The 14,626-nt window shown below is 47.6% G+C and carries 14 protein-coding genes and 1 riboswitch; of the genes, 8 read left to right on the top strand and 6 right to left on the bottom strand.

What is annotated here, in order from left to right; translation table 11 throughout:
- Nucleotides 1–34: 34 nt before the first annotated feature.
- Nucleotides 35–403: a hypothetical protein gene (locus tag BLQ13_RS09670; protein ID WP_090918577.1), complete on the bottom strand. Its 369-nt coding sequence runs from the start codon at nucleotides 401–403 to the stop codon at nucleotides 35–37.
- Nucleotides 404–519: 116 nt separating this feature from the next.
- Nucleotides 520–3,225: a UvrD-helicase domain-containing protein gene (locus BLQ13_RS09665; protein WP_208606767.1), complete on the bottom strand. Its 2,706-nt coding sequence runs from the start codon at nucleotides 3,223–3,225 to the stop codon at nucleotides 520–522.
- A gap of 355 nt (nucleotides 3,226–3,580) precedes the next feature.
- Here BLQ13_RS09665 and BLQ13_RS09660 point away from each other — a divergent pair, with 355 nt between their 5' ends.
- Both BLQ13_RS09660 and BLQ13_RS09655 read left to right on the top strand, forming a co-directional pair.
- Nucleotides 3,581–4,399 (top strand): zinc ribbon domain-containing protein, encoded by an 819-nt coding sequence (locus BLQ13_RS09660; RefSeq protein ID WP_090918575.1) that lies wholly within the window; start codon nucleotides 3,581–3,583, stop codon nucleotides 4,397–4,399.
- A 60-nt stretch (nucleotides 4,400–4,459) separates the two neighbouring features.
- On the top strand, nucleotides 4,460–5,263 hold the full coding sequence (locus BLQ13_RS09655) for a TrmB family transcriptional regulator (protein ID WP_090918573.1): 804 nt from the start codon (nucleotides 4,460–4,462) through the stop codon (nucleotides 5,261–5,263).
- 603 nt (nucleotides 5,264–5,866) lie between these two features.
- Here BLQ13_RS09655 and BLQ13_RS28790 read toward each other — a convergent pair.
- Nucleotides 5,867–6,664, bottom strand: a complete 798-nt coding sequence (locus tag BLQ13_RS28790; protein ID WP_244159270.1) for an NUDIX hydrolase — start codon at nucleotides 6,662–6,664, stop codon at nucleotides 5,867–5,869.
- 79 nt (nucleotides 6,665–6,743) lie between these two features.
- Here BLQ13_RS28790 and BLQ13_RS09645 point away from each other — a divergent pair, with 79 nt between their 5' ends.
- Nucleotides 6,744–7,046 (top strand): hypothetical protein, encoded by a 303-nt coding sequence (locus BLQ13_RS09645; RefSeq protein WP_090918571.1) that lies wholly within the window; start codon nucleotides 6,744–6,746, stop codon nucleotides 7,044–7,046.
- 283 nt (nucleotides 7,047–7,329) lie between these two features.
- Here the strand turns inward: BLQ13_RS09645 and mscL are convergent, their stop codons facing one another.
- Nucleotides 7,330–7,824 carry a large conductance mechanosensitive channel protein MscL gene (gene mscL, locus BLQ13_RS09640; RefSeq protein ID WP_090918569.1) on the bottom strand — a complete coding sequence of 165 codons (495 nt, stop codon included), beginning with the start codon at nucleotides 7,822–7,824 and terminating at the stop codon, nucleotides 7,330–7,332.
- 263 nt (nucleotides 7,825–8,087) lie between these two features.
- A riboswitch (purine riboswitch) is annotated at nucleotides 8,088–8,187 on the top strand.
- 233 nt (nucleotides 8,188–8,420) lie between these two features.
- On the opposite strand from mscL, the gene BLQ13_RS09635 reads away from it, so the two are divergent.
- Nucleotides 8,421–9,008, top strand: a complete 588-nt coding sequence (locus BLQ13_RS09635; RefSeq protein ID WP_090918567.1) for a xanthine phosphoribosyltransferase — start codon at nucleotides 8,421–8,423, stop codon at nucleotides 9,006–9,008.
- 1 nt (nucleotide 9,009) lies between these two features.
- On the top strand, nucleotides 9,010–10,371 hold the full coding sequence (locus BLQ13_RS09630) for a nucleobase:cation symporter-2 family protein (RefSeq protein WP_090918565.1): 1,362 nt from the start codon (nucleotides 9,010–9,012) through the stop codon (nucleotides 10,369–10,371).
- 346 nt (nucleotides 10,372–10,717) lie between these two features.
- On the opposite strand, the gene BLQ13_RS09625 is transcribed toward BLQ13_RS09630, so the two are convergent.
- Nucleotides 10,718–11,056: a DUF4870 domain-containing protein gene (locus BLQ13_RS09625; RefSeq protein WP_090918563.1), complete on the bottom strand. Its 339-nt coding sequence runs from the start codon at nucleotides 11,054–11,056 to the stop codon at nucleotides 10,718–10,720.
- 71 nt (nucleotides 11,057–11,127) lie between these two features.
- The gene (locus BLQ13_RS09620) at nucleotides 11,128–11,400 is read right to left on the bottom strand and encodes a transposase (RefSeq protein WP_090918561.1); all 273 of its coding nucleotides are present in this window, start codon (nucleotides 11,398–11,400) and stop codon (nucleotides 11,128–11,130) included.
- Nucleotides 11,401–11,795: 395 nt separating this feature from the next.
- On the opposite strand from BLQ13_RS09620, the gene BLQ13_RS09615 reads away from it, so the two are divergent.
- From BLQ13_RS09615 to coxB, 3 genes are all read left to right on the top strand, one after another.
- Entirely contained in the window at nucleotides 11,796–11,984 is a 189-nt protein-coding gene (locus tag BLQ13_RS09615; protein ID WP_017690840.1) for a hypothetical protein, read from the top strand.
- 205 nt (nucleotides 11,985–12,189) lie between these two features.
- On the top strand, nucleotides 12,190–12,945 hold the full coding sequence (gene map, locus BLQ13_RS09610; RefSeq protein ID WP_090918558.1) for a type I methionyl aminopeptidase: 756 nt from the start codon (nucleotides 12,190–12,192) through the stop codon (nucleotides 12,943–12,945).
- A 566-nt stretch (nucleotides 12,946–13,511) separates the two neighbouring features.
- A complete protein-coding gene (gene coxB / locus BLQ13_RS09605; protein ID WP_090919014.1) occupies nucleotides 13,512–14,564 on the top strand; it encodes a cytochrome c oxidase subunit II in 1,053 nt (350 codons plus the stop codon).
- The last annotated feature ends 62 nt before the right edge of the window (nucleotides 14,565–14,626 follow it).

Here is a 14,626-nt window from a genome sequence, read left to right as displayed (position 1 = left end):
GTTATTGCTTTGGTTATAGGATGGTTGCATTTCATCATTTATTCATCGGTGAGTTTTCATATCCCGGGTCATCGTAGTCCGTATTCTGAAGTTTTGGAAGCACGTCCATGTCCTCTATAGCCTGTCTGGTCTCCGTTGTACCATGATCGTAGAGGAAGGTGTACAACATCGTCACGCCGTCTGTTAATCGTTCATTTCCATCGTCGTGGTCTGCCGATTTGTAAGGTACGGGGGCCCGCTGTAACGAGTAGTCGTCCCCCTCCTCAAGCACTTTCATCAGATCTTGCAATGTTGCCAATTGTCCATCATCCACAAGGACTTCGAATGGAGTAGATTCGTTTCTCGTTCGTTCAATAAGGTTATGAGTTACCGACACATACAGATGTTGTTTGCCTTCCTGCATAATCCAACCCCCATTTCAATATTGAAAAAAAGACCATTTTACTGTTGAATTGGAAAAAAGACGCTTCTACTGTTAATAAACAGCAGCAAGCGCCCTGAAACGAAGAAGATGCTTCTCTATTTTCCAAATCGATTTGTCAATGGAACCTGCCGGGTGCCGGCGATCATCGTTCCTGAACATAGTGGACAGACGGGAGGGCCGGAGGTGGCCTTTTTCGACGTTTTACCGGACGCTACAGCCGGTTTCTGCCTCAACCATGCTTTGCATGTAACAGAACTACATTTCCAGACGGCCACCGTTTCTGTCCGCTCGGCTTTGTTCGAACCTGCTCGAGAGGAATCAGTATTTCGGGAAGTACTCGAAGTCATGGTTGTACTGGTAGCCTTCGGATGTAGTCCGGGTGTACTAAATGCTGTATGATCTCTAATAATTCCGCTGCCGCGTTTCTCGCTGAGGCGATCCTCATCCCGCTCATCCAGCATTTCCATCTCCCGATGATCCTTATGGTTAATTGCACTACGCTGCCGATCGTGCTGCACATAAGATGAAGTTTGTTGTGCAGTACCACCCTTACCATTTTCACGTCTGTCGGCATCTTTAGCGTTACCGATGCTTTTCCAGTTTCCGTTGCTGCTTCGGTTGTTGCTATTTCCGTTGTTGTTCCTGTTGAAGCTTGCGTGTCCATGATTCCCGTATGAAGACGGGCTGCCACTACGGGCTTCTTCCCGTGTTTTACGTTTGTCCGGGACCTCCATGCCAAAAGCTTCAAGCAGGAAACGCGACACATCAGCAGGTTTGCCGTGATGGCTTGCAGGTGATGTCACATATAAGTGCTGCTTCGCACGAGTGATCGCCACATAAGCCAGTCTGCGTTCTTCCTCCAAAGCCATATCCAATTCAGCATCCGTCTGCTGCACGGTGAGTGCTGCCTTCTGATCTTCCGGAATATCCTGACGCAAGGCGGTACTATGCGGCACAATGCCTTCGCTGGCTCCGATCCAGTACACACATGGGAACTCCAGTCCTTTGGCCCGGTGAATGGTCATGAGCTGTACGGCATCACTATCCTGCGCCCGGCGCAATGATTCCATCTCGCGGTGTCTGCGGGACAGCTCGTCTGCGAATTGCACGAATTCCTCCACGGTTTCGAACTTTTTGACAGCCGCTTCGAATTCATCCAGTGTTTCCAGCATCGTTTCCTTATAATGGGTAAAAATAGTCGGGTCGCCGCTCTCCATATACTTATCGTAGAACTGGCGGCGCATCTCCTGAATCGCGATAATCGGCTTCAGCTTGTGCAGAGATTTGATCAGCTTGATGCGTTCCTTGACCTGCTCCTGTTGAAAAGGCTTCAACTTGTCCCATTTGCTCAGATGAATCAGCGGATATTTTTTGGCTTGCTCCTGCTCACAGCGCTGGATATACTCCAGTCCTGCATCACGGGACACATACAGCGGACCGAGTGCGCTTGGCAGAGCATCCATCGCTCGTGGGTTCAAAGACAGGCGCATATGATCCATTAACGGCTTGATCAGTGACTGATCATAGAAGACCGGAGCGGCTCCGTGTTGTACAAAGGGCACATCCTTCAGCACCAATTGCTCAAATACCGCCCGGCTGCTACTGGCGGTCCGGTGCAAAATAGCAATGTCCCGATATGGAAACTGTCCTTCCTCCACCTGCTCACAGATCTGATTCACGACCCAGGCGGCTTCTTCCTCGGCGTTAGATGGTGTAGCGAACCGGGGCGCATCCCCGCGTTGTCCTGCCGCACGCAGCCGTTTGTCACGTCTGCGTTTGTTGCGTGCGACCAGCTCGCTTCCAAGTCCCAGAATACGCGCATCACTGCGGTAATTAATATCCAGCGTCACGATGCGTGCACCTGGGTATACTTTATCGAATTCCAAAATCGATTCCTGCCGTGCGCCGTTGAACGTATAGATCGTCTGGTCATCGTCTCCAACAACCATCAGATTGCGGTGTGCTCCAGCGAGCATCTGTACAATCTCGTATTGCAGCCGGTTTGTATCCTGAAATTCATCAACCATAATGTATTGAAAACGCCGCTGCAGCGGCTTTAACACCGCCGGATCCCGAAGTAGCGCAGCCGCGCGCAGCAGGATATCATCAAAGTCCATTTTGCCACGATCCTGTTTCCAGCTTTCGTATCCGAGCAATACACGCTTGGCATCGCGCTCATCTTGCGTTTTCTCCGGCAAGTCTGCCGTGTCTGAACCTTGCATCTTCCAGGCGGACAGCATCGCCAGCAGACTCTCCGGCTGAAACGCCTCGCTCATGCCATTTTGGCGAAGAAGCATTTTCAGCACCGTATGCTGGGCCCGCGACTCACCAAAAATGTCTTCCTGTACCCCGTAATGGCGTAGCAAAGTCAGCGCAAACGAGTGAAATGTGCGGGCCTGTACCGCTCTTGCTGCAGCAGGTCTAATCCCTGGCAAAGCAGCAATCCGGTCCTTCATCTCTGCAGCGGCTTTGTTGGTAAACGTTACGAGCAGAATGCTGCCCGCGTGTACACCGCTGACTTCCATCAAGTAGCCTGCCCTTGCAGCCAGCACGGTTGTTTTGCCACAGCCAGCACCGGCGAGGGTGAGAATAGGCCCTCTGCCATGACGAACAGCCGAGATTTGCGGACCATTGAGTTTAATGCCCGCTTCTTCAAGCGAGCGGAAATAATAGGCGTCCTGCTGATCATCACCCACAAGCTGCCGGCTGGTTTCCAGCGGCGCCGAGGGAGATTGAGGCAAGGAGGACGCGGGGGTCACCCCGAGCGGACGGGGGTAGAACGTTGAGTTCGGACTTAACATGTTTCATCCACCTCTGTATACATTCAGGGATTGAATAATCCCGTTCAAGAGTAAAGAATTTGCCCTTTTCACAATCGCATTGTAAATTGGTAAGATAGAGTAAGTTGCGAATCCTGCGTGTTCCATTCATATGGAGTCAAAGTTCCATTATACCGAACGTATGGTCTTGACGAAAGCCCCTGTTTTGATCCAATATCCGCATAAAATGGGGTTCCAGCGCGATTTTTCGCAACTTTTTGGCTTCATATCGTATAAGTTATATATCCAGAGCATCTCGCATGTTGCGAATTGCTCACCTACTAACTAATGAAGAATAATAATGATATTGTTTTGACGGGACAGAGGAGGAATTGTGATGAAACTGCTTCAGCGCATCAAAAACGGAGCAAACAAAGCAACAGAGCGTGCACAGCACGCCGTTGAGATTGGCAAACTGAACAATCAGATTGTGGGCTTGCAACAGGAACAGGAAGTCCATTTTACCGATATGGGCCGCATCTTCTATGAAGGTTATCGTGCACAGGATATGACGCTCGCTGAAAAGGAAATGGTAGATCTGTCTAATCTGTGTGACGAGTTACAGGATGAGATCGACGCTCTGCGCAGCAAGATTGCCGAGTTGAAAAATGAACGTCTGTGTGAGTGTGGACACGTTGCATCACTGGATGCCAATTTCTGTCCGAAGTGTGGACGCAAATTGGGCGAATCCAAACCGGGTGCAGCTGCATCGGGAACGGCCGGAGTCGCAGGGGTTGGCAAAACGGCAAATCATGAGACGGCAGCTGCACAGAACCCGGTCGCGGAGCAGTCTATTTTTGATGCACCGCCGGCTGTGGAAGAACATGAAGAGACCGAGCCGTATCATACGGTTATCCCTTCGATTGCGGATCTGGATACGGAACCGGGATATAACAGCACCGAGTTTACGCTGGAAGAGAAGGAAGCGTTCGATGCAGAGTGGGAACGCCGCAGAGAAGAGGAAATGCAGCGGGAACGTGAGCGTCAGCAGGAGCTGGATGAGCGTATTCGTTATTGGAAAGAAAACAATCCGATCGTGAACACCGTAGATGTGCAGACGGAAGTGCCACGTGAAATGGTGAAGTGTCAGATTTGTGCATCCGAATTGCCAAAAGGCTCGAAGTGGTGCCCGCGTTGCGGAGCCGAGCAGATTTGATGCAGTAGACGTGCTGCCGTCAGGCAGTGCTGGTTGCTGACAGCATGGGGGGACAGAAATATGGACCAACTGCTGCATCATCTACGTCATCTCGGGTTCACCGAGATGGAATCTAAAATTATGGTGGAATTAGCCCGCCAGGGATCAGCCTCTGGATATGAGGTAGCCAAACGGCTGGGTGTGTCCCGTTCCAATGTATATGCAACCTTGCAACGACTGGAATCAAGAGGATTTCTCCGGTGCAGTCCGGGAGAACCTGCGAAGTACAGCATGTTGAAACCGGAAGAGATGACACGCATGATCTCTGATCAGATGCATACTTCTCTGGATTACGTCGAGCGAAGCATGCCGAAGAGCGAACCGGAGAAACCTGTGTTTTACAATGTCGAAGGCGACAAAAATGTTCTGGAGAATCTGAGTCGTGAACTTGCCGCAGCGCAGCACGAGATTGTAGTGGATGTGTGGCGCGAGGAAGCAGAACTGCTTCGAGAGGAGTTGCAACAGGCTGAGGCTCGGGGTGTACGCTTATTGTGGTCCTGTGAAGGTGGGGAAGGTATGGTAGATCAGCCGCTTCCTTTGCCGGGATTGCCCTCACATGGCATGGGTAACGGGCGTAAGTTCTCGCTCGTTGTAGATCGCCGCTGGTGCATGCTGGGCATGCGTGGGGAGTCATGTCCTACGCAGGCCGTGGTCACAGCTCATCCGGTAATGACCGGATTGCTATTGAATCATTTTGCACAAGAACTGGTGCTGTATGAACTGGAGCAGGATATCGGCGAGGAGTTGGAGGATCGCTACGGACGTCGGTACGCAGACATTGCTGCACGGTACTGGTCTACCCCTGCACCAGATCATGAACAGTAACACTACATTAGCAGGAGAGCTCTTACGGGAGAAATAAGAAATACCAAAAAGGACGAGGCGCGAACAGAAGGGTTCGTTGCGGCTTCGTTCTTTTTGTGTTGTTCTGTGTTACTGATCGTGGCACCTTATAGCCTCTTTGTCTAGCACATACTCGAAAACCTACGGCTTGAGCGCTAACGATCACCACAAGCCTTATTTTGGCGAAATCGACCTCTTTCAGATTCTAACGATCCTCAGGAATGCTATTTCGTCCAAAAATCATCTATTCGCCGCCAATAGAGCCAATTATGCCTAAATAACGTCTCTGGTGATCGTTACATTTCACGAGACCCCGAAATGGGGAAAATAACGTTCCCTGTGATCGTTAGAATTTTATGAGCCCAAGCTCGCGTACATTCGCTTTAGGTGGTTCGTGAGTACAACGATACAATTCAGAACCACAATGCAGTGATGCTTGTTACAGCATTGGTTTGCCATCCGGTTGATAGTAAAGGAATGCTCCTGGAATACCTAAAGGGAAGGGTAATGTGATTGGAATAATGAAGGTAATCGTCTAGGGATAAGTCAAACGTATGAAGTGATGCTATTTTTGAGAAAATGAAGTTAGACCCCGTGTACTCGTTTCAAAGCTTCGAGTACGTCGATATAATACGTGGAGCCATGCGGCACAAAATCCGCCGTGCTTACTTCGCATATGAGGCGTGCAGCACTGGCGGAATGCTCATAATCGCCATGATTGGACGAAAGGTCGGTTGATGTCATTGTGATTTCTTGGGTGCACTCAGACAGTGACTCACCAGTTCGTAGGGATGCGGTTAAGGGTGTGTTATCCAGTGATGGTGTAGATAACGCTTTACCTTCTTGCACAAATGTCCGTTGTTGTGCACGCACACCGGATGCTTGAACGGTATCCTTCTCTTGGCGGAACAGGGCGAGCAAGTCATCTAGTGGCGCCTCATAGAGACTGTCCACCTCACTAGCCTGGAGAACATAGGACTCCAGTGGCTGGTTCAGGCACAGACCGTAGACAGCACTGAATTCCCGATCCAGAAACGGAATGCCGCGCACCTCACCCTGTAGTTGTTGCGTAGCCGTGAACAAATAAGTCAGCGCATCGAATGAGGTATGCACACCGAGCTCTTCTTCGAGTTCACGATGTGCATCCTGTAGCTGTTCACCGGCTACGAGGTGGCCTGCCGCTGTGATATCATAATATCCGGGAAAAGTATCTTTAATATCCCGTCTTCGCTGAAACAGAACCATGCGCTTGTCGCCTTCGTCACGCACGATCCAGCAATGAAAGGAACGATGCCAATATCCTTTGGCATGAACCTCATTTCGGGGTGCTGTACCGATCCATTGTTGCTGATCGTCATAAATGTCGAAACGTTCTGGGGTCATGAAACGTATCTCCTTATATAGCAGAATTTAAAGTTCAAAATTTCACAAAGTATCTTTTTAACGAAAGGGGAACGATTGTATGGAATGCATTGTACACTTTCAGGTGATTTATCCGCAACCTCAGGAGCGTAAAGCGCTTAGGGGACTTATCTTTGTAGGGCAAGGTCAGGAGCCGGCCACGAGTCAGCTTACGACGATGTTCAAAGACATGGGATTTCATGTTCGTTTGGAAGACGAAGCACAGTTGTTGTTTAAACCGACGGATGCCAGCGCCAATTTTGAATACATTCGGGTTACTGAACTGGATACCGGGGAAGAGGTCTACAAGGAAGACAAAGATCTCAAATCGATTCTGGAACACTTGCTGCCAAAACGTTTCTAAATAAGAGACGCATGACCAGCATACAGCAATCACAGTAAATAAAAAAAGGTCCCACCGCTAAGGTGGAACCTGAACATTTGCAGGTTTGATGTACTTTATACGCGTATGCATAGCTAAAATAGTTTTCGATCAAACAAGAATGAGTATGCTTAAATGCTCTATAGATGCAGACAATAATCATTACATAAGCGTACATTGGCTTAGATGTCATTGCTGTATCAAGAATCAAACCTGCGTTTTGCTTTATTTAATTGTATGCTCTACACAATAATAGATCAGACCCTTATGCCGGAGCGTTGCTTCCTTCAGCCTCGAGCTGGGAAGTGCATTGGGAACAACGAGTAGCTGCAGCCGGAATTTCAGACAGGCAGTACTTGCAGGCTTTCGTTGTTTTTTTCGGTTCAGGCTTGGCATGCTCTTTGCGCTTCAGATAGTTAATGCCTTTAACCAGCATGAAGATACAGAACGCTACGATAATGAAATCAATCATCACATTGATAAATTGACCGTAAGCAATGACGGTGGCACCGGCTTCGTTGGCTTGAGCCAGTGTCGTGATGTCTTGTCCACCGGCTGTCTTTACGTCAGGATCAAGGTTAATGATTTTTTGGCTGAAATCGATCCCGCCGAGCAGTTTCCCAACCGGTGGCATGATGATATCATTCACAAGGGAGGTAACGATTTTTCCAAAAGCAGCTCCGATAATTACACCGACCGCCAGATCAATGACGTTGCCGCGAACAGCAAACTCCTTAAATTCTTTCAGTATGCCTTTCATGTAACAATCTCCTTTAACGACTAGATTCGGAACGCATCCTCCAAGGTAAGTCCCGTCAGGATACGCTTTTGTTCTCATATTGTACATAAAAAATGAAAATCAATCATCCCCCATTATGCAAAAGAAACATCGTTTCCGCAAATTCCATGAAAATACCTCTTTATTTCAAGCCGCCAATTCGGTATACTTCTAACATTGTCAGTGAGATTACACTTTTACATTCAGGTTCGCAATTATACATGGATACGAATCGTGAAGCCAAAATGAATTGAATAGCCGTTACTCGTATATGTGCAGGAATAGGCCTGCATGTCTCTACCCGATCACCGGAATGATTGGACTACGGGAAGGATGCTTCTACGCTCTGCGTGGGTTAAGGTCAGGTCTGCCTAAATACATAGGTATGGCTTCCTGAGCCTCAGCCTGTGGCGTATGCAGTGTTCGAGCGGCTTGTGTCCGTACAGGAACAAGTCCGTCTTTCCCGTCTCCGGTTCATGCCGCAGGTGTGGACAGGCGGGCTTTTTGTTTTTTACACGGGAGAGATATTGTAGAGCAGACTGTACATGGCGGTAGAGGGCATTTGGGAGGAAAAAACGATGCAATTGTTAAAAGACAAAGTCAGACAGGAAGGCATTGTCCTGTCCGAGCAGGTACTCAAAGTAGACTCATTCCTGAACCACCAGATGGACCCCGTGTTGATGAAGGAAGTTGGCAAAGAGTTCATTCGTCGGTTTGAAGGGGAGAACATTACACGTGTGCTGACGATTGAATCATCCGGCATTGCGCCGGGTATTATGACCGCACTGGAACTCAATGTTCCGCTGATCTTCGCCCGTAAGCAGAAGTCACTTACCCTAACCGAAGATATTTTGGTGGAGAAAGTGTATTCCTTCACCAAGCAGGAGACGAATGAAATCACGGTAGCGAAGAAGTTTATGAATCCCGGCGACCGCGTGCTGATCATTGATGATTTTCTGGCGAACGGCGAAGCTGCATTTGGCCTGGCTCGTATTGTAGAACAGGTTGGCGCGGAAGTCGTTGGGATCGGGATCGTGATTGAAAAAGCATTCCAGCCGGGAGGCCGTCTGTTGAAAGAAGCGGGTTACCGCGTGGAATCTTTAGTTCGTATTGGAGCACTGTCCGATGGACAAGTAACCTTTGCAGATGAGGAGGGCACGAACTAGTATGGCACGCGAACGTATTTTTCAACGTCACCGGCATCCGGCCAAAACCTTCTCACTTGGCTTGCAGCACGTACTTGCGATGTATGCAGGAGCTGTCATTGTCCCGCTTATTGTTAGTAGCGCACTTGGATTCACACAGGAGCAACTTACCTATTTGATTGCGATCGACCTGCTTGCTTGCGGTGTAGCTACACTGCTTCAGGTCTGGGGCAATAAATATTTCGGCGTTGGCCTGCCAGTTATGCTGGGCTGCGCCTTCCAGGCCGTATCTCCGATGATTATGATCGGGAAGAGTAGCGGCGTATCTGCCATTTACGGTGCCATTATTGCCTCCGGTCTGTTCGTTCTCATTTTCTCGGGTTTGTTTGGCAAACTCATTCGGCTCTTTCCGCCAGTGGTTACAGGTTCCGTGGTCACCATTATTGGTCTGACCCTGATTCCGGTAGCATTTACCGATTTGGGTGGGGGTCAGAATGCGGCGGACTTTGGCAGCGGTGTACATCTGTTGCTCGGTTTCGGTGTATTCATTTTTATCATATTAATGACTCGTTTCACTACAGGTTTTGTACGCTCTATCTCTGTATTAATCGGTCTGTTCGTTGGCACAGTGGCTGCTGGCTTCATGGGTGAGGTGAAGTTTGCTCCCGTTCTTGATGCAAGCTGGTTCCATATGGTTCAGCCATTTTATTTCGGAAGACCGACCTTTGAGATTGTTCCTATTCTGACGATGATTCTGGTCGCGATTGTCAGTGTAGCCGAATCTACGGGCGTATTTATGGCTCTGGGCAAAATGTTGGACAAGGATCTGACCTCCAAGGATTTGGCGCGTGGATATCGTGCAGAGGGACTGGCTATTGTGCTTGGGGGGATTTTTAACTCGTTCCCTTATACAACGTATTCGCAAAATGTAGGGCTTGTACAGATGACTCGTGTGAAGACACGTGATGTCATCGTTGTTGCAGGCGGTTTGCTGATCGTTATTGGCTTTGTACCAAAAATTGCTGCTCTAGCTCAGCTTGTTCCCGGATCAGTGCTTGGCGGTGCCATGGTGGCGTTGTTCGGTATGGTGATTTCGTCGGGTATTCGCATCATTGGCACTCAGGTGGACCTGAACCGTCATGAGAACCTGTTCATCATTGCATGTTCTATTGGCATGGGACTAGGGGTGACGGTGGTACCGCAGTTGTTCGCAGGTGCACCAGCCTGGGCTCAGATTATGCTGGGCAATGGCATTATTGCAGGTAGCTTTACAGCAATCTTTATGAATTTGTTGTTTAATGGCCTCGGCAGTAAAGAAACAGCTGCCCAACTGGCTGCACAGCATACAGATGAGATGGCTCAGGAGAACAGCAAGACTGCATAAAGGTGAGGTAAGGAGTAATGTAAGGCTGGATAGGATTATGGCTTGGAGTGGGATTCTATCCCTTCATAAACTGGCCGGAATCGCTGTTCCTTTTAGCCTGATGCTTGGTCAGAAGGGTTATTATGTAAAGCGTACATGATGAATGATTCACGTCATAAAGCATGTTGACTCAGCATATAAATGATTTATTTCTTATATTATTCACGTTATAAAATATCAATGCGATGAAGTATAAGTTAACCTTTATTTTGGACAGTTAACATAATTTACGCACAGCAAACACCGAAACAATGGGTTCAGCACAAACCATTGTTTCGGTGTTTTCTTGTTATTGCACGATACGATATTATAGGTGCCGCATCTGCTTCTCGGCAAAATCACCAACCCAAGGTAGCTTAAGCCATTTTCCTTGCAGACTTGTAACGACGGTCAGGAGCCATACGATTACACCTAACAGGGATAACAGTGAAGCTACAAGTGGACCAAACAGTGGGAGAAAGGCCGACAGTACATGCCCAACCATAATCAGTCCGAAAACCGTCACGGATTGAAGGGCATGGAACAACACAAATCGGCTGCGCTTCTCCACGGCTAGAAAGATGATGCCGCCTACAAACGTGAATAAATAACACAACATGCCGGCTATATTTTCATCCAGACCGCTGGACGATTTCATGGGAGACATTCGGCCCAGCCTCCTTTGTCCTTTTTATATAGGCTATGTAGGAGGTGGACAGAACTGAACCGATGAATGGATTAAGTTTGAATCTGTCTGCGAGGACTGGTTATTTTCCCTTTTTTATCTTCATCATCTTCCTTGGGCACCAGACGCTCATCTGTTTTTCCTTCATGATGATTATCAAATGCATACTCTGTCAGCTTCCATTCGGTCTTGCCGAGTACGAGGTCGGCAGGAAACTCTTGCCCCCGGTGAAGGTGCTCTTCCTGCCCGGCTTCATTGACATAAACGCCGTCGACCTCAACCTTTTCATGCGAAAGGGGTAACATATCCTGTTCTTTTCGTTCCATAACAGGTCCTCCTTTTAATTCCATATAGTTAACTGATTTGGTGATCCAAGATAATATCCCCCGAATAGTTGCGGGTTATGCTGGATAGATTAATCCGTATAGAATAAACATTTTATAAAATATGATTCGGAATTAAACTTTTTGGGCAGTAAAACCGTTATATATATTAGGAAAAATCGTCAAGTCGTAACGAGGTTCCGAATATGATACAATAAGATTATGATTCAACCTGAATCATATCGGGTATTTATAGTGTCAGGTACTTGCTATTCGGCGAGGTTCCCGACCTAAAGCTTGCTTTAAGCCGCGCACACAACTTCATGAATGGCATTTAAGACTTATTCGGCGTTCTCTAAACGGAGCATTCACTTTCAACGTTTTGGGAGGGAATTACAATGGCAACGAAAGGTCACAATGAGGTCAAAGAAAGTTTGAGGGAAATGACTCGGATTTTCCGTCCTAAAGATCCAAAAAAATTCGTGAAGGAGTATGTGAGAAAATACCGGATTACGGGTGGATATGAGGAAGAATTGACTTCTGTCGTTGAGCATGAACTTGTCAAGATGGATTCTTCCGTATCCTGAAACAACACCAACTTCTGATTATACTGTTCCAATATGAATAGAACCGTCTCTCGGGCCTTGGCTCCGGCAGACGGTTTTTTTTGCGTTTGTGGAGTCAGTTAGCATGTATCTATATTATCTTGGATTTAGTGTCACTTTAGGGGCTTTGTTCTGAATTGCCTGCATATACATGGAAGTATACCTACAGCAGGAAGGATGAAGGCATGTGGACCCTATATTGAAAACCAGAGAAGAGATTGGCTACATGCGAGAAGCGGGACGGATATTAAAGGAATGCCATCAACATATTGAACAGTACATGGTTCCAGGCACCACAACAGCGGAGATTAACGAGCACGTTGAAGCCTTTCTCGCGGATCATGGAGCCACACCTGAGCAGAAAGGGTATAAAGGTTATCCCTATGCTACATGTGCTTCCGTCAACGATGTGGTCTGTCATGGGTTTCCTGGGAGCCAGGCACTTGCAAGTGGAGATGTCGTGACGATTGATATGGTAGTAAACAAAGACGGTTGGCTTGCTGATTCGGCCTGGACATATGCCATAGATGAACCGAGCAGATCTATTCGTCGGCTTATGAAACGTACGGAGAAGGCGCTTTATAAGGCGATAGCACAGGCCGTTCCAGGGAATACACTTGGAGACATTGGTAGCGCAATTGAACGAACGGCACGATTGTACCGATATGGAATCGTTAAACCGCTTATCGGCCATGGCATAGGGCAATATATCCATGAGCCACCGAATGTACTGCCTTATGGAAAACGAAAAACAGGAATGATGCTTACTGAAGGTATGGTCATAACCATTGAACCCATATTCACGAAGGGTAGCTCCGGGGCTGTGGTGTGGGATGAGGATGGCTGGACAGTCCGAACGCTGGATGAAAGCTGGGGCGTGCAGTATGAACATACCGTAGCCATTACCAAGGATGGGCCGTTGATCCTAACGGATGGAACTTAAACGAAAATTTTCCCTCTATAATTGAATAATTGAAATGCTGTAAAGCTGGCGTGAATGCTCCATGCAAATATCGACTTGAAGATCCATGGGGCAGAATCGTCCATTTCCAGTTGGTGTGGTAATAGTTTCCTGAAAAGGCGAAGAATCTTTTTGCATAATCTTGCATGTTTTTATTGTGATAAAAGTCGCCAAGAAATCTGATATCATCACCGAAATTTGGCAAAATTTTTCAGTGGTTAATTGTAATACTTTTAAGTGAAATCGTTTGCAAACCAAGTTGTGATGCGGTTTTATACATAAAGTGAACAATTTGTGAACATGTGTCCAAAGATTGACAAAATCATACCCTCAACTTATATTTAATAAGTGATTGAAGCATATAGAATGAATTGGAAGAATGCGCAGACATGCCCTGGACAGGAAATGACGGGAGTACTGGAAGCGTTATTTTTGTAAGCATCCTATATGATGAAGAGGATTATGTGTATCGTGCTGAAACGTACATGTGTTGCTTTTGTACCGACGACAACGTAATCTACGAAAACGTAAAAAAGTGGGGTAGATCAATGATGAAACAGTGGCAGGTTGCAAAGCGAATTCTCCCCTTGCTGGCGGTGTTCTCTTTGCTGCTATCCGCATGCGGGCGGGAAGACTTGTCAGTAATGAAACCTCAGGGTCCTGTGGCGCAAGGCCAATATGATCTGATGAAGCTGTCTATTGCGATTATGATCGTGGTGCTCATCATTGTATTTGCAATTGCTGCCTATGTCCTGATTAAGTTTCGCAGACGAGCCGGGCAGAATGAAGTACCCGAACAGGTTGAAGGCAATTTCAAGCTGGAAGTAATATGGACAGCCATTCCTCTATTGCTGGTCATTATTTTGGCTGTACCAACAGTTCAGACGATTTTTGCCCAAGGTGAAGATTTGTCCAACGACAAAAACGCAGTTAAGGTCCAGGTAACCTCACATCAGTATTGGTGGGAATTCACTTATCCTCAGTATGACATAACCACCGCTCAAGACCTCATCATCCCGACCGGAAAGAAAATTGCATTCGAATTGAAAACCGCGGACGTGCTTCATTCCTTCTGGGTGCCGTCACTTGCGGGCAAAATGGACACAAACCCGGATGGAACACTGAACAAATTCAGCTTCTCTGCTCCAAATGAAGGCGTTTACCGTGGTAAATGTGCCGAGTTATGCGGTAGATCTCATGCTTTCATGGAATTCAAAGTTAAGGCTGTTAGCCAGGAGTCCTTTGACCGCTGGGTTAACGCGATGAAAGCGCCAGCTGTGCTTCCTGAGGACACACAGCTTGCTGAGAAATTCAAAACGAACTGCCTGTCTTGCCACGCTGTAGGCGATCAGGGCGGACCTGTTGCACCTAACCTTACAGGTATTGGTGGCAAGGAATCCGTTGCAGGTATTTTGCTGAATCAACGTGAAGGTCAGGAAGAAGGTAAACCGGTACTGGATAACATGAAAGAGTGGCTTCATGATCCACAAGCTGTGAAGCCGGGCAATACGATGCCAAGTCCGAAGAGTCTGGGACTGACGGATGAAGAAATCGACGGAATTGCCGAATATTTGGCCAATTACAAATTGGACTACGAATAGAACAGCAAGGATGAAGAAGGGGGTACACAACCTTGGCTCATGCGCATAGCGTCAAGCGGTAC

Origin of the sequence: Paenibacillus polysaccharolyticus (assembly GCF_900102085.1) — a bacterium.
Classification (GTDB): domain Bacteria; phylum Bacillota; class Bacilli; order Paenibacillales; family Paenibacillaceae; genus Paenibacillus; species Paenibacillus polysaccharolyticus.
This window is presented reverse-complemented; position numbering and strand designations above follow the sequence as displayed.